This window comes from Streptomyces sp. NPDC017529 (genome assembly GCF_044329785.1).
Lineage (GTDB): Bacteria > Actinomycetota > Actinomycetes > Streptomycetales > Streptomycetaceae > Streptomyces.
The window spans coordinates 299,969-314,672 of record NZ_JBIRJY010000002.1 but is presented as its reverse complement, the minus strand read 5'-3'; the positions used below and the strand labels follow the sequence as shown (position 1 = coordinate 314,672).

The window sequence follows — 14,704 nt, the reverse complement described above, 5'->3', positions numbered from 1 at the left end:
CAAGTTAGCAAGTGAGTGACGCCGAGGAAGAAAGGCGGACGGCGATGCTGCGGAACGGGCTGGAGCCCTGGCACCTGCTGATCGTGGCGCTCGTGGTGATCCTGCTGTTCGGCTCGAAGAAGCTGCCGGACACGGCGCGGGCCCTGGGCAAGTCGCTGCGGATCCTCAAGAGCGAGACCAAGGCGATGAAGGACGAGGCGCCCGGGGAGGACCCGAAAACCGGTGAGGTCGTGCGGACGCCCGCGGCCGGCAGGTGAGGTGCCCGCGGTGCGCGTCGGCGGGAAGGGCCGCCGCCCATAATGGGGGCGGCGCGCCGTCAGCCGCGTGCCGCGCCCAGCACCGATGACGAGGGGACCAGAACCGGATGATCACCGAGCACAAGCCTTCCATACCGTCCGTACGCGCCGTACGGGCAAAAGGCGGGCGCATCACCGCAGTTGTCGTGGCTTTGCTGCTCGGCCTGATAGGGGCGGCGGGGTCCGCGGCAGCGGCGGCACCCGCGTCCACGGTGGCCTACGGACACAGCGTCCAGCAGCAGGACGGCGGCGCGCCGGCGGCGGCCGCACCGGCCTCCTTCCACCACCACGCGAAGGCTGCCTTCGGCTCCAAGGACAAGGACAAGTCCGAGAAGAAGGACAAGAAGAAGAAAAAGGGCTTCTTCAAGAAGCTCGGCATCTTCCTCATCGTGCTGCTGATCATCTTCCTGGTCATCATCATCGTGGTGATCTGGCTGATCGTGCACTTCGTCCGCAAGGCGTTCCGCCGCCGCAGGAGCTGACACGGGGCGGCGGGGTCCGTCCCCGCCGCAGGCCCGTCCCTGCCGCAACCCGCCCCCTCCGGGCCGAGGCGTCAGTGGCGCGGGGGGTTTCCGCGCGGCTTGATGACGGCGTGCGGCAGGGCGGGTGCGGGGAGGCGGTCGCCGTCGTAGCCGTCGACCGTTCCGTAGCGTTCGGTGGCCTTATCCCAGTCCTCCCGCGCCCGCACGATGTCCTCGTGGCTGCGGCCGATGAAGTTCCACCACATGACGATCTCTTCCTCGAACGGCGTGCCGCCGAGCAGGACCGCGCGGGCGGTGTCGTCCGACTCGTTCGCCAGCGTCAGACTGTACGGGCCGGTGGCCACGTAGCCGAGTTCCGCGGGGCGCAGCAGGGTGCCGGCCACGCGGACGTTCCCGCGGTCGACGAGCAGGCCGTGCTCGAAAGCGGGGTCCACGGGGAGGGTGGCCGTCGCCCCCGGGGCGAGGGCGATCTCGGCGCCGAGGAGCGGGGTGAACGTCCGCACCGGTGAGACGACGCCGCCGAGCGCGCCCAGGAACACGCTGACCTGGGCCCCGCCGATCCGTACGGAGCCGGGCGCGTGGTGTTGGAAGTCCCGTTCCGTGTGGCGGTGTTCTTCGGGCAGCGCGACCCACAGCTGCACCCCGTGCAGGACGGTCGTCCGCGCGGTGGACACCTCCGAGTGGCTGATGCCGTGGCCGCCCGTCATCAGGTTCAGTTCGCCCGGCCGTACATAGGCGTGGCTGCCCAGGCTGTCGCGGTGCTCGATCTCGCCGCTGAACAGCCAGCTCACCGTCTGGAGCCCGGTGTGCGGGTGCGGGGCGACGACCATGCCGCCGGTGTCGGCGACGTCGTCGGGCCCGTAGTGGTCGGCGAAGCACCAGGCGCCGATGAGCGTACGGCCGCGCTGCGGCAGCGTACGGCGTACGGTCATCGCCCGCGGGCCGCCCAGGGGCACGTCACGCGGGGTGAGGACCTCGACGCGCGGCCCCCGGCCGTCGTTCGCCGGCGTGCGGCGCGGCCCGGCGGGCTCCCCTTCGACGTTGCTCACTCGCGTCGCCTTCCCGTGGCCAGATGATTGCGAGTTCAACTTTATCGCGGAACCGGTCCCGGCGGGCCGGTGCTACTGGGCCGATTCGAAGACGCGGGAGTGCTGCGGCGGCACCGTTTCGAACTCCGGTGCGCGGGAAACGGTGGGTACCGGCGGTGCGGGGCGCCGGGCGTGCCTGCGGCGTGGAGTGACGTTTCTGCGCACGTCGTCGATGCCGCGGCGCATGACGGTGCGCAGCCACTTGCCGAGGGGCCGTTCGACGAGGCGGTGGACGACCCAGGCGGCGACCAGCATGAGCACGGTCACCGAGGCCACCAGGACCGGCGCGGAGACCCGGTTGCGGAAGTGGTGGATGAGGGTCATGCCGATGTTCATGTGGATGAGGTAGAGCGGGTAGGTGAGCGCTCCCGCGGTGGTGAGCCACTTCCACTGGATCCGGTCGCAGACGCCGAGCGCGATCGCGCCGACGAGGACGAAGCCGGCGACGATGACCAGGCGGGCGGGCCAGGTGGGCAGTGCGGCGGCTGCGGCCTTGCCCAGGCTGGTGGCCATGCGGTAGTCGATGAACCGCTGGGAGAGCAGCAGTTGCAGGACGACTATGGCCCACAGGATGGCGTTGGGCCGGTGGCGCCGCATCAGGTAGAAGGCGATGCCCGTGATGAAGAACGGCGCGTACTGCGGCATCGCGAACGCGGTCAGCAGCGGCGTCTGCATGATGGGCGCGAGGGCGGCCGCCGCCGTCCAGACGCCGCACAGGATGAGGCAGTTGCGGTACGTGACGCCGAACAGCATCACCACGACCATGATCAGGTAGAACTTGAGCTCCACGAAGAGCGTCCAGTACACCGGATCGACGTTGGGGGTGTTGTTGCCGGCCTGCAGCATGGTCAGGTTGGTGATCACCCGGTCCCAGCCGCTGAAGGAGTCGACCTCGGGCCACGCCTTCACCACCAGCGCCGTGAGCAGGATGCCCGCCCAGTAGGCGGGGAACAGCCGGGTGAGCCGGGAGACGGCGAACTCGCCCACCGTGCGCCCCCACACGCTCATACAGATGACGAAGCCGCTGATGAGGAAGAAGACTTCAACCCCGAGCCAGCCGTACTGCGCCGCCTTGTGGGCGGTCGGGAAGATCGTGCCGGTGTCGTGTCCCCACGGCCGTGCCAGCGCGACGTAGTGGTAGAAGACCACCATCAAAGCGGCGAGCAGCCGCAGCCCGTCGAGAGCGGCGAGCCTGTTCCCCAAGCGGCGCTCGGTCATCCTGTTACCCCCCAAGCGCCCTGGTCTGGGGGCACTCCATATATTAAGGAGAAGATAAACACAGGTTGCGAAGAACCTGTCAATAGTCGGAGATACCGCTTTCGTCACACTCGCCGACGGCGCCGGGCCGAACCGGGCCGCGTCATCGGGCCACGTCCTCCGGAGAGGACGCGGCGGGAAAGTCCGGGGTTCGTCACGGCGCGGCAAATTGACGATCCGCGTCGGCTTTGGCAAGTCGGCGCACGCTCGCACGGCTGTCGGCCGCCGCCCGCCGCGAAGCGGCCGTACGGACGGCGGAGTATCCCGCAACTCCGCGGCGGTCGGGGCGCTCGCGGGGGCCGCGGGTGCGGAGATACCACGCGAAACACCCCCCTGATCGCGTTTGCGCACATCAGGGGGGTGTCGGGAGTGATGACGGCGGGGCGGGGCCCCGTCAAGCCGCGCTTCTCGCCGGCCGGTCGGCGGGTCGGCGGGTCAGGTCAGCAGGTGGCTCGTGTGCGAGAGGCGGCGCGCCGTGGCCGTGAGGGCGGTGATCTGGGTGCCGACCTGGTCGATGTCGGTCACCGGAGTCTTGAACGGCAGCCGGACGTCGTGGTGGGTGTGCGGGTACTCAAGGCGCAGGGTCACGCCGTAGCGGTCCATCGCCACCGGGAGGGCGCGCAGGATGCCGTGGTCCGGGTGGGGGCGGACGAGGCGCAGGAGCAGGGGTACGAGTTCGCCGTGGTCGTCGACGAGGTGGGTCAGCATGCCCGCCTCGCTGGTCGCGAGCGGGTCGAGTTCGGTTGCCTCCAGCTCCTGGAGGGTGACGTAGGCGCGCCCGTGGGCGTCTTCGAGAAGCGCCTGGCCGAACTCCACGCACGTGCTCGTCGTGGCCTCCGTGTCGAACGGGGCGGTCAGCAGCCCGGTCACCGTGACGCGGGCCCGTACGCGGTCGCGTACGGGGGTGGGGGCGATGTCGGTGAACTCCAGCCCGACCGGGACGCGCGTCGCCGTCTGGGCGTCAGTGCCCTCGAACGGCGCGTGCAGGTGGAAATGGCTCATCGCCCGGCTGCCGTCGAGGCGGCGCACTTCGGTGTGGAGTCCGTCGCTCACCACGGTCATCGAATGGGCGGTGGCCAGGATCGACCGGACGCGCTCGGCGGCTGTCGGTGTGGTGGCGCGGGCTGTGAAAGGGCGCATCCGGTTCTCCAGGCGCGGGTAGGGAGACACAAGGCGAAGCACTTAGGTGAGGCTAACCTAACCTATGTCCGAGCGGCTAGCCCGCCCCCTGCGGCGCATCCGCCCCCATCGATTCACCCTCACCTATCGACTCACCTGCCCTTTGCGGCGCACCCGCCCCACCGGCCACCGGACCCGCGAAGCGCACCAAAAAACCGCCTCCGACCCGCTGTCGCGGATCGGAGGCGGCTCACTTCGAGCGGATGACGTCAGAAGATGTCCCGGTACTGCTGGAAGCCGTAACCGATCTTGACGGGGGGCTTGAACGGCGCGGACGCCTTTCCGGTGCCCTTGTAGAGCCACAGGTCGCCCTTGGTGTCGCGGGCGAGCAGGTCGCTGCGGCGGTCGACGTCCACGTCACCGGTGGCCACCAGCTTGTTGAACTGGTTCCAGCCGGCGCCGATCCGGGTGCGCGGCGCGAACGGCTTGCTCCCGTCGCCGGTGCCCTTGTACAGCCAGAGCACGCCCTGCTTGTCGCGGGCGACGATGTCCGGCTTGTCGTCGCCGGAGTAGTCGCCGACCCCGGTGATCTGGGAGTACTGGTTCCAGCCCGCGCCGATCCTGACGCGCGGCGCCAGCGTGCCGTCCGCCTTGGTCTGGACGCGCCACAGGACGCCCTGCCCGTCACGGGCCAGCAGGTCCGGGTGGGCGGCGCGGGCCAGGGTGCCGGGCGACAGGACGCTGGTGTACTGCTGCCAACCGGTGGCCACCTGCTTGAGCTTGCCGTCACGCCACTGGTTGACCACCCCGTTCGTCATGACGTGGTAGTCGCCGTCCTGGTACCCGGTCAGGTCGGGATCGACCGACACCGAGAACTTGAGGCCCTTCCAGACGTAGGCACCCGAACGGGAGTCGAGGCCGCCCTTCCCGTCCCGGAGGTACGTGTACATCTGACCCGACGGGAGAATGCCGTTCAGGAAGAAAGACGGCGCGGTGGGCGTCGGCCCGGACGTCGCGGCGTTGGCCGCTACGGCAGTGCCGGTGACCGTGGCGGCCAGGGTGACGGCCGTGGCCACGGTGGCCAGGCGCGCGATGGCGCGCCGACGGTGAGCGAGTCGCTTCAAAGGAACTCCGGGTGGTCGGGGGAGGAACCGGTCATGCGGCACCTCACGCCGGCAACCAGCAAGCCGGAGCGAATGTTCTGACACGAGTGTTTTGGCACGAGTGTTCTGGCACGAGTCATGCGGTCCCCCCACAGCTCTTGGCCCAAAGATTAGAAGAGGCCCCCGTACGGCCTTCGGGTGGGGGTGTTAGCCGGGTGTTAGCGGAGCGGCAGCCTCTCGCTAAGGGCCTTGGACAGGATCGGAGACGTACCGAGGAAGCAACGCCACCAACTGCCCCGGGGGGGGCCCGAAATGAACGCCACCATCACCCGCACCGCCCGCCGCCGTACCCTCCGCGTCGCCGCCGCGGCCCTGACCGCGGTCGCCGGGCTCACCCTGACGGCCTGCTCCGGCTCGGACGCCGCCACCGGCACGAAGGCCGCGGCCCACATGGACACGGACGCGGCCGCCGCGGTGCAGGGCGCCGACCCCCAGGCGGGCTCCGGCGCGGAGGCCGGCGCCAAGGCCGACGGCAAGACGGGGCCTGTGGGAAAGCAGTCCGGCAGCGCGAACGCCGCCCGGGGTGGCAAGGCGGGCTCGGGCTCCCAGCGCTGCCACACCTCCGACCTCAAGGCCGCCTTCGCCACCGGCGAGGACGCGACCCCGGACCCGAACGCGGGCGGCTCGACGACCACCAGCATCGTGCTGACCAACAAGAGCGGCCGCACCTGCAAGATCGGCGGCTTCGCGGGCGTGGACCTCAAGCCCGACGCCGGCGGCCCCGTCTGGTCGCTGGCCCGCTCCTCGGCCCAGCACGGCTCGATCACCCTGGGCCCCGGCGACTCCACCGACTTCACCCTCAACCTCGGCACGGCCAAGGAGAACGACGAAGGCTCCTGGAAGCCCGCCACCGTGGCCGTCACCCCGCCCAACGAGACCACCTCCCTGACCCTGAACTGGCCCTGGGGCCCGCTCGTCGACCAGCGCGGCGCCACCCACCCGGCCACCTACGTCAACCCCATCGGCTGACCACCCAAGACCTATGTAAGGGCCTATACGGACGAGGGAAGTTCGTGACCAGGTGACGACCGCCACCCCGTAGGCCAGCGGGCCTCCGGCCCGGCGACGGTGAACGTCCGCTGAGTACGGGCCACTCAGGGGCGGCCCGGCGTCACGAAACCAGCGCGGGACGTCCTGTGACAGACAGGACCGGCTGGTCCTGGTCCTGGCCCCGGCCTCGGTCCGCGACGGCCTCCTCCGCCTGGCTCATCTCGGCCCAGACGGCGTCGAGAGACAGGCCGAGGGTGTCGGCGATCGCTGCGATGGTCGGGAAGGCGGGGGTGGCCACCCGGCCGGATTCGATCTTTCGCAGGGTTTCCGGCGAGATGTGCGAAGCGAGCGCCACGTCCAGCATCGAGCGGCAGCCCCGGGCTCGGCGGAGCAGGGCGCCGAGGCGCTCTCCGCGTTCGACCTCGGCGGGGGTGAGCGGCAACCTGACCATGACCCCATTCTAATACCGGTATAGTTTGACCGGGATAGTTATTGGACGCACATGAGGGGCCCCATGATTGAGATCTTGAACTCCGCGCGGCTCGATCGGGCGAGGGCCGCCGGTGCCCTGGTCGGAGGCATCCTGCACACGCTGAAGCAGCGCAGCACGGTCGGGACGAATCTGCTGGACATCGACCAGTGGGCCAAGGAGATGATCACCGAGGCGGGAGCGCAGTCCTGCTACGTCGACTACGCGCCTTCCTTCGGGCGCGGCCCGTTCGGGCACTACATCTGCACGGCCGTCAACGACGGAGTGCTCCACGGGCGGCCGCACAACTACACGCTTGCGGACGGGGATCTGCTGACTCTCGACCTCGCCGTGTCCAAGGGCGGGGTGGCCGCGGACGCCGCGATCAGCTTTCTGGTGGGCAAGGCCAGGCCGGCGGAGAGCGTCGCGATGATCGAGACGACCGAACGCGCACTCGCCGCCGGCATCGCCGCCGCCCGGCCCGGGGCCCGCATCGGCGACCTCTCCCACGCCATCGGCACGGTCCTCAGCGAGGCGGGCTACCCCATCAACACCGAGTTCGGAGGCCACGGCATCGGCTCGACCATGCACCAGGACCCGCACGTCGCGAACACCGGGCGGCCCGGCCGCGGTTACAAGCTGCGCCCCGGACTGCTGCTCGCCCTGGAGCCCTGGGTCATGGCCGACACCGCCACTCTCGTCACCGACGCCGACGGTTGGACGCTGCGCAGCGCGACGGGCTGCCGGACCGCGCACAGCGAGCACACCATCGCCATCACCGACGACGGAGCCGAAATACTCACCCTGCCCTCGCCGTGAAGCGCCTCGGGAGCCCGGTAGCTCTCGCCCACCGTGCTGCACATGCCCCACGCAAAACATCCCCCTGATCGCGTTTCCGCAATCAGGGGGGTGTGTTCAGCGGCTCTAAATGAGTGAACCGGAATACGACCTTTGGCGGTGGCCTCGCGGAGGATGTCGCCCTCTGGTTCTACCTCCGAGAAGCCCTGTTCCTGCCGGCGGCCCCGGTGACCTGCTCGCCGAACCGTGCCAATCCCGAGTTGCCATGCCCTCTGACCTAGGACGACGAACGGTAGAGACCTGGCTGTCTGATCCAGCGTGCCCTACTGGAACGCGTTACGGATCTTCCGGCACCGTGGGACGGCGCCCTCGTCACCGGCCTCACACCGATCACCCGTCAGACCGTTGTCGAGGACGATCTCCACTGCCTCGACGGCCTTGATGTTCTTCCGGTGCTCCTTGGGCATCGTCGCCGACCACTCGTAGGCGGAGCCATAGTGGAAACCCGCTATGTCGGCCAGTTCCATGTTCGCCTTCGTGGCACCGGAAGGAAGCGAGGTGCTCACCTTCAGCACGCCGCCCTCGAACGTGAACGACTTGGTGTACTTCCGGGGGTCGTAGGTGGCGGGCTGGCCCAGTTCAGCGACTTCGCCGAGGTCCTCGTCACACGCAGTCCCCTGGTCCATCGAGCAGGTTTCCTTGTCGAACGCCTTCATGGACGCGATGATCTTCTCGGGATCGGCCACCTTTTTCGGCTTGGGCGGCTCCTTGTCCTGCGCCTTGGCCCCCGCCTTCGGGGAATGTGACGAAGACTCGACGGGCTCGACAGTCTCCTTTGCCTTCTCGTCGGCGCTGTCGCACGCCGTCAGAGACACGGAGAGTACGGCGGCGACGAGAGACGCCGTAACGGCCTTGCCAGCGAAACGCAATTCTTCTCCCCCACGATGCGGTACCGGGGCCGAGGGCCCGAAAACGGCTTTACGTTACTACCTTGTGGATCAAGCCTCGGGGCTACCCCTGGCCCGCCACCCCCGTACCGGCCGCCGGAAGCACCAGCGAGGCTTCGGAAGCCGAGCCGGATGGGGCGGAACGCTAAACCATGTCGTGAGCCTCTTCGAGATTCTTCACGGCGTTCATCGTCCATCTCCGCGAAAATTCCCGAGAGGTGGTCGAGACGGTTATTCTCCAATTCCGCTCGCGTAAGTATGTGAGGGCGGGTTCGTGGACGCTTCCACGCGCTTCACGTGCGCTGTGTAGTCCGTCCAGCCCCGCACGTCGCGCGGTGATCCGCTCCAGCACCTCGGGGCCCGTCGTGCGCCGGATCGTAGAAGCGGCACCGGCGACGACGGGCGGGAACCCGTAACACCACCCCGCCGGACGATCTACACCCCAGACTGCCCCGCACGACCACCGCGAACACCCCGAAGCGACGTCACGCCAGCCCCACGCAAAACACCCCCCTGATCGCGTCTCCGCAGATCAGAGGGGTGTTACAAGCGGTAGCGGTGGGATTTGAACCCGTCAAGATGACGCTTCTCACCTGCGGTTTTTCCTGAGAAGCGGATGAAGCATGCTGATTCGATGCTGCTGGATGATGTCGGGTCTTGCTCAATGGGTCTCGTGTTGCACGTGCAACACGAGACCCGAGGCGCGCTGAGCACTCCGGATCTCGGCGGCGAAGCAGAGCTTCGAGCCAGCGCGACAGTTGTGAACCTCGCTGCACGGCTTCTACCCCGACCTGATCGACCTGGCCACCCGCCGCGACGACCTCCTCCTCGTCGACATCCCCTCGCTGGACTCGAACACGGTTCCTTCGGATCCGAAGGCCAAGAAATGGTCAGTCCCCCGTTTGTGACAATCATGTCTGTATCCGCTGAGGCTCCGGAGTCGGATCGGCCAGGTCCTTGTCCGTCGCCAGGATGACTGCGTTGAGCAGCCACAAGAGCCGGTACGAACGCGCCACACCGAGCACCAGCGCTCCCTCCACCAGCCAGTGGACACCGCCAGGGTCCGTCTCCGTCACGTCCAGAGCCGTCGCGAGTAGGCAGGCCCCGGCGATCAAGAGTGTGGCAGACAGAATGCTGACCCAGTTCCGGCGGAACTGGGAGCCCAAGTGTCCGGTCGTACGCAGCACCCGCATGCGTCTCCCGGATGCCGCGGCGTATTGGGCGATAGCCGCAGTGAAAAAACTTCCGGTGATGGCGACGACCGTGGCACCCGTGGTGTAGATCCCCAGGCGTTGCTCACGCCCTGGGTTCCCAAGGATGTCACCGCCGCCGGTCGCTCGGACCCAGCTGAAGTGCAGCCCGACGAGCACGATCGCAATCAGCCAGTCACAAGCCGGTCTGGCGAGCCACCTGTTGAAGAGCCACCGTGGCCCCAGCCCTGCCCCCGGCATCGGGAACCCCCCCTGCGCGACCAGTAGAAGCACTTCCCCTTGTCGCCGAACAGCCTAGACGTCGGCACCGACAGCGGCCCTCAGGACCCGTTCCTGCTCATGCGCCACACGCGCCAATTCAGTCAATGCCACATGGAGGTTCACCGAATGTCCGTCAGTCGCTTCCACCGGTACCAGGCACTTCGCGGTGATGCGCTCGGCGACAAAGTCGATCTTCTCGTCCGTCGACTGCTGGTTCCAATCGTCGATGTGCGCCTCGGCCCTGGCCGTGTGCACCGCGTCGGTATTGTCGAGCCAGTCACCGATGTCCCGTGCGAGGGCCGTGGTCGAGTCCAGCAGCCGCTGCTGTCCGCGCGAGCGACGCCGCAGGGAGAACCGGCTGCGCTTCTTGGGAACTTCCAGCGTCAGTGTGATTGCCATGTCGGGATACTTCTCGTGCAGGTTGCCCAGAGCGTCGCCCAGGTCCGCGCTACTGCGTAGGGCCGTCGGGCTGTCGTGGGGCTCGGGCTGAAGCCGAATGGTGAGCTTGTCCACCGCGGTGGCGCGGGCGAGCTTCTCCCGTGACCGGCCGTCGACGACAGGACGCAACTGCACCTCCTCCCGGACGAACTGCATGCTGTTGAACCAACGCTGGATGGCGCTCACCCGGGGTGCCGAGATCCCTCCCCCCATCGTCGCCATAACGTTGCCGAAGGAAAGAAAGTAGACAGTAGTGACGTCGACCAGGCCTTGATTGGCGGCGAGTTGAAGCTGGCTGAAGGAGCCGTCATCGAAGTTAATCTGCTGGGGGTGGTCCTTACGGACCTTCGCCAGTAGTAGGTGCGGGGCCGGCTGATTCGGGTCAACCGCGCCGATGAGCGTCTCACCACCCGAACCCACCGTGCGCTCTCCCAACGGCAGGTCACGCAAGCGGCCCAGCAGGACGCCCCAGTCCTGACGGTTCAGAGGCGGTACGTCCGGCTCCTTGGCATCGGCGACCTGATAGAAGTGGACCGTCCTGTCGCGGTTCCGTGCGGTCATACCGCTCCCCCTGTAGCGATGTTCGCGTCTCAGCGTAACGGGTGCACTGCACATGTGACGGAGCTCGTCACGGCACCGAGGCGGGGCCCAGCCGGAACCATGACCGGGCGAACCCCACCGCAGCAGCGCCTACTATTCGGCTTCGAACTCCGCTTGCAGCTTGAGGATGTTGGCGTTCTCCCTGAGGATCCTTACCTTGTCCTCTGGGAACCCGCCGGGACGCTTGGCGTGGATCTCGAAGGTGACCTCGACCTCGGCGCCGATGAGATCGAGGTGCTGCAGGATCTCGAAGACGTACTTGGTGGCGTTCTTGCTGTACTGCTCTGGTGTGAGCTGCGCGTTCGCGTAGAAACGGGTCGGTACGTGGGGGATGACCGGTTGCTCGGATGTCCTGGACGATTCGCCGACGGCCGCTGCTGACTCGGCAGTCTCAGACGTCTCCGTCGCGTTCACCGACACGGTGGTTGCGCCGTCATGCGGAGCGGGCACGGCGACGGCCTCACGCTTCCGAGACGCCGCTTCTTCTTCCCGCCGGCGTTGAGCGAGCGCCTTGTCCGGACGTACAAGAAGCGTGGTGTCGGTGACCTGCCCGAAGGCGCTGTTGCCACCAGGCAGCACAAGCCCCTGATAGCGACCGGTGGCTTCATCCCATCCCGTGGCCAGGGCGAAGCCCTCCTCTTCCCAGTTCCACAGATTCAGGACGTCTTCGATGCCCTGCACCAGGACCGACCGGTTCACCAGGCGGTTCAAGTAGGAGTACTCGGCGTGCAGCGCCCAGAGGACGCCTACGGCGATGTGCCCGTCCGGATTCCAGATTCGGTCCGCCAGCGGACCGACGAGTTTTTGATGGAGCACTGCGGGCGCCTGCTGAAGGTTCAGCTGCCCGTCCCGTTTGAGCCGGTCGGCCGCACGGACCGCCATGTCTTCGGCACGGCCGGTTTCGGCCTTCTTGGTCTCCCATGTGACCTGGGCGCTGGTCTCCTCGCCCTGCTCGGGGACAAGGAGCCACTGGTACGTCTCGCCGATACGCAGCACAACCTTCTCGTCGGCCTGGTCACGCCGGGTCTGGGCCTGGCGGCGCTGGCTCTCCGAGAGGTCGAGTTCAAGGTGCCGTTCCAGGACCTGCTGCCAGCCCAGGAACTCCCGTACTGCCTCCATGAGTTCACTCACGGCCCTCTTGTCCGGTGCCAGGAACACCAGCATGTTGCGGTGCTTGCGCTGGGCAGTGTCGTGCTGACTCAGCGCCTGAGCGGCGAACTCCTGCGCCGGGGTGTCCGTGCCGGACCTGCCGCCGCGGTGGGTGTACTGAGGGTGGAGCAGCACCAGTCGGGCGGAATCCCGGTCCGGGATGTTCTTGGTGTGCTGCGGGGCGATGTGCACAGCATCGAAATCCCCGCTCCGGTACTGAATCGGGCTGAGCCTGCGGACGATCTCCGCCCAGACCTCCTCGTCCCGGCCGATGAGACGGTCCGCCCAGTCCTTGGCGGTTCGGGTGATGTTCGCCTGGGTGTCGAACCAGTAGCGGTCGACATCGCTGTACAGGTGCGTGGAGCGGTCAGCCAGAGCGTTGAGAGCGGTTCGGAAGTTGCCCATGGTGTCGCCAGGCATCGCCATACCGAGCCGGATGTACGGCTCGGCCAACCCCTTCTTGGCCGCCTTGAGCGTGGCGGCAGACCCCATGAAGACCGTACGGGCGATGCGGCGGCTCACGGCGCGCTGCCCCAGATACGTCTTTTCCTTGTCTACCTCGACAGGCGTCGAGCCCGGCCCGTCGACATCCGTGTCGATGATCGGCTTCCAGCGGTCCTCGAGGTAATGGGTGAGCTCGCTGGTGACGAGCTGGTTGTCCAGCGGAATGTCCCCCGGCATGATCACGGGGCTCTGGCTCTGGCTGTTCCACAACACATGGATCACGCCACTCATCAACCGCAGTACGCCACGGGTGCGCTGGAACCTCTCCAGGGTCGACCAGTCCTCGTACAGCCGTGCAAACAGCTCAGGATGGATGGGGTACGTCGCCCGCATCCGCGCCTCGTATTCCGTGCTGTCGGCACCCACCGGGAAATCCGACTTGTGCGAGGCGTAGAACTGGCTGAAGATCTTCGCAACCTTGTTGATCTCCGCCTGCGTAGTGCCGCTCGGGGCTTCGAAGAGGCGACGGCGCACGATCTCGAAGGACTCGTCCGCGCTCGCGGGCCGCCACGAGTCCGCCTTACGGTGAATCACGCTCTGCAGCCGGTCCAGGGCCACGTGTCCAGCCGGGCCTCCGATCTCGTTGTCGTCGGCCTCACTCACTTTGTCTTGGTCAGAGGCCGGGATGGAGAGGACGAGCTGTGCACCGCTCACCGCCTCCACCGCCTCGGTCAGCGACTGCGCGAACGAAAAGTGGGTTTCAAAGGTGCCGGCTGGTAGATCGTCGTTGTTGACCAGCTGCCGGGCGTAGACCACCCACTCGTCGATGAGGATCAGACATGGCGAGAACGCGGTCAGTAGCTCCTGGAGCAGTTCGGAGCCGGGGCTGGTCCGGCTCCGGTCCGCCTCGGCGATGGCGTCGTACGCCCGACGGCCGCCCAGCGCCCAGGCGAGCTCACCCCACATCGTATTGACCTTGGTTCCGTCGGATTTCTCCGACGGCTGCCCGGCAGCCGCAGCCGAACCGACGAAGACCGCCCGTCGCACCTCCTGACTCGGCAACCCGAGCGGAGCGGCGGCGAGCAGCTCCTGCATTTCCTGCGGCAGCTGCTCACGCCGCAAGCCAGGTGAGTAGAGGTGGTACAGAGCCAGCATCGAGTGCGTCTTGCCGCCACCGAAGTTCGTCTGCAGGTTCACCGTCGGCGAGGCGTTATTGTCGCCCGATATTCGGAGCAGTGACCTGCTGAGCAAGTCCCGCAGTCCCTCGGTGAGATAGGTGCGGTGGAAGAACTCCACTGGGTCCGTGTACTCCGGCGCCCCCTCGCCGCTGACGACATGCGCAAGGTTGGCCGCGTACTCAGAGGCGTTGAAATGGCCTTGCGCGACGTCAAGGTGGGGTACGAGCACCTCACGCCATGGCTTGAGGCCCTCTGCCGAGACGGTGGGCATGGCGGCCGCTTTGCGCGTCGCCAGCTTGGTCTCTGCCTCTATGACGACCCGCTGGTGCTCAAGCCGAATCTTACGGGCCTTATCGACGAGTTCGGTGTCGGCCCCGACAACTACGAGCAAGCGCTCGGCAGTGTCCAGGGCCCGGCCCGTGTCGTCGTCGTTGAAGGTCTCCTCGTCCACCGACTTGTCGCGTACGTCGCTCAACTCACCCAGGTAGTTCCGGGCCGAGGCTGGCAGCAAGTGCCGGAAGTACGGCGTCCAGTAGCGCTGTACAAGGTTCAGGAGAAACTGAGCATCCAGCTTCGACTCGAGATTCAGCCCCTTGCCCCGCGCCTCTGCTGCCGCATCGTCGAACCAAGTCTCGCCCTGTCGGCGGGTCATTTCCCGTTCCACCAAGGGCAGCAGGCCGGGCGGCAGCAGCTTGAGCACGTGCTCGATACGCTTGCGGTTGGTGAGGGCCATCGTCTCCGTTGTCCGTTCGTCTGTCATCGCGGCGTCCGGCTGGTCCGTGCCATGCGCCGATGTGTCGTCCTGCATGCCCGC

13 protein-coding genes are annotated in these 14,704 nt (G+C 67.4%); 4 read left to right on the top strand and 9 right to left on the bottom strand.

Annotated features, from left to right (window positions below; genetic code table 11):
* The first annotated feature begins 11 nt into the window (after window positions 1–11).
* Window positions 12–257: a Sec-independent protein translocase subunit TatA gene (gene tatA / locus ACH4K4_RS05100; protein WP_398164912.1), complete on the top strand. Its 246-nt coding sequence runs from the start codon at window positions 12–14 to the stop codon at window positions 255–257.
* Window positions 258–364: 107 nt separating this feature from the next.
* On the top strand, window positions 365–778 hold the full coding sequence (locus tag ACH4K4_RS05095) for a hypothetical protein (RefSeq protein WP_398164911.1): 414 nt from the start codon (window positions 365–367) through the stop codon (window positions 776–778).
* A 71-nt stretch (window positions 779–849) separates the two neighbouring features.
* Here ACH4K4_RS05095 and ACH4K4_RS05090 read toward each other — a convergent pair whose 3' ends face one another.
* From ACH4K4_RS05090 to ACH4K4_RS05075, 4 genes are all read right to left on the bottom strand, one after another.
* Entirely contained in the window at window positions 850–1,827 is a 978-nt protein-coding gene (locus ACH4K4_RS05090) for a pirin family protein (RefSeq protein ID WP_398164909.1), read from the bottom strand.
* Between the two features lie 72 nt (window positions 1,828–1,899).
* Window positions 1,900–3,084 carry an acyltransferase family protein gene (locus tag ACH4K4_RS05085; protein WP_398164907.1) on the bottom strand — a complete coding sequence of 395 codons (1,185 nt, stop codon included), beginning with the start codon at window positions 3,082–3,084 and terminating at the stop codon, window positions 1,900–1,902.
* Window positions 3,085–3,558: 474 nt separating this feature from the next.
* A complete protein-coding gene (locus ACH4K4_RS05080) occupies window positions 3,559–4,263 on the bottom strand; it encodes a DUF2470 domain-containing protein (RefSeq protein WP_398164905.1) in 705 nt (234 codons plus the stop codon).
* Between the two features lie 248 nt (window positions 4,264–4,511).
* Window positions 4,512–5,366, bottom strand: a complete 855-nt coding sequence (locus tag ACH4K4_RS05075) for an FG-GAP repeat domain-containing protein (protein ID WP_398164903.1) — start codon at window positions 5,364–5,366, stop codon at window positions 4,512–4,514.
* 291 nt (window positions 5,367–5,657) lie between these two features.
* On the opposite strand from ACH4K4_RS05075, the gene ACH4K4_RS05070 reads away from it, so the two are divergent.
* Window positions 5,658–6,374 carry a DUF4232 domain-containing protein gene (locus ACH4K4_RS05070; RefSeq protein WP_398164902.1) on the top strand — a complete coding sequence of 239 codons (717 nt, stop codon included), beginning with the start codon at window positions 5,658–5,660 and terminating at the stop codon, window positions 6,372–6,374.
* A gap of 142 nt (window positions 6,375–6,516) precedes the next feature.
* On the opposite strand, the gene ACH4K4_RS05065 is transcribed toward ACH4K4_RS05070, so the two are convergent.
* Window positions 6,517–6,846 carry a helix-turn-helix domain-containing protein gene (locus ACH4K4_RS05065; RefSeq protein ID WP_398164901.1) on the bottom strand — a complete coding sequence of 110 codons (330 nt, stop codon included), beginning with the start codon at window positions 6,844–6,846 and terminating at the stop codon, window positions 6,517–6,519.
* Window positions 6,847–6,909: 63 nt separating this feature from the next.
* On the opposite strand from ACH4K4_RS05065, the gene map reads away from it, so the two are divergent.
* The gene (map, locus tag ACH4K4_RS05060) at window positions 6,910–7,683 is read left to right on the top strand and encodes a type I methionyl aminopeptidase (RefSeq protein WP_398164900.1); all 774 of its coding nucleotides are present in this window, start codon (window positions 6,910–6,912) and stop codon (window positions 7,681–7,683) included.
* Window positions 7,684–7,985: 302 nt separating this feature from the next.
* Here map and ACH4K4_RS05055 read toward each other — a convergent pair whose 3' ends face one another.
* From ACH4K4_RS05055 to ACH4K4_RS05040, 4 genes are all read right to left on the bottom strand, one after another.
* Window positions 7,986–8,537: a hypothetical protein gene (locus ACH4K4_RS05055; RefSeq protein ID WP_398164898.1), complete on the bottom strand. Its 552-nt coding sequence runs from the start codon at window positions 8,535–8,537 to the stop codon at window positions 7,986–7,988.
* A gap of 983 nt (window positions 8,538–9,520) precedes the next feature.
* Window positions 9,521–9,979, bottom strand: a complete 459-nt coding sequence (locus ACH4K4_RS05050; RefSeq protein ID WP_398164896.1) for a hypothetical protein — start codon at window positions 9,977–9,979, stop codon at window positions 9,521–9,523.
* A gap of 135 nt (window positions 9,980–10,114) precedes the next feature.
* Window positions 10,115–11,080, bottom strand: a complete 966-nt coding sequence (locus tag ACH4K4_RS05045) for a hypothetical protein (protein WP_398164895.1) — start codon at window positions 11,078–11,080, stop codon at window positions 10,115–10,117.
* 132 nt (window positions 11,081–11,212) lie between these two features.
* Window positions 11,213–14,698, bottom strand: a complete 3,486-nt coding sequence (locus tag ACH4K4_RS05040; protein ID WP_398164894.1) for a DUF499 domain-containing protein — start codon at window positions 14,696–14,698, stop codon at window positions 11,213–11,215.
* Window positions 14,699–14,704: the final 6 nt, after the last annotated feature.

What these genes read in the sequence shown, in the direction of transcription:
- ACH4K4_RS05095 (WP_398164911.1), top strand. Translation starts at nt 365, where the DNA reads ATGATCACCGAGCACAAGCCTTCCATACCGTCCGTACGCGCCGTACGG.
- ACH4K4_RS05085 (WP_398164907.1), bottom strand. Translation starts at nt 3,084, where the DNA reads ATGACCGAGCGCCGCTTGGGGAACAGGCTCGCCGCTCTCGACGGGCTG.
- ACH4K4_RS05080 (WP_398164905.1), bottom strand. Translation starts at nt 4,263, where the DNA reads ATGCGCCCTTTCACAGCCCGCGCCACCACACCGACAGCCGCCGAGCGC.
- ACH4K4_RS05070 (WP_398164902.1), top strand. Translation starts at nt 5,658, where the DNA reads ATGAACGCCACCATCACCCGCACCGCCCGCCGCCGTACCCTCCGCGTC.
- ACH4K4_RS05065 (WP_398164901.1), bottom strand. Translation starts at nt 6,846, where the DNA reads ATGGTCAGGTTGCCGCTCACCCCCGCCGAGGTCGAACGCGGAGAGCGC.
- map (WP_398164900.1), top strand. Translation starts at nt 6,910, where the DNA reads ATGATTGAGATCTTGAACTCCGCGCGGCTCGATCGGGCGAGGGCCGCC.
- ACH4K4_RS05045 (WP_398164895.1), bottom strand. Translation starts at nt 11,080, where the DNA reads ATGACCGCACGGAACCGCGACAGGACGGTCCACTTCTATCAGGTCGCC.
- ACH4K4_RS05040 (WP_398164894.1), bottom strand. Translation starts at nt 14,698, where the DNA reads ATGCAGGACGACACATCGGCGCATGGCACGGACCAGCCGGACGCCGCG.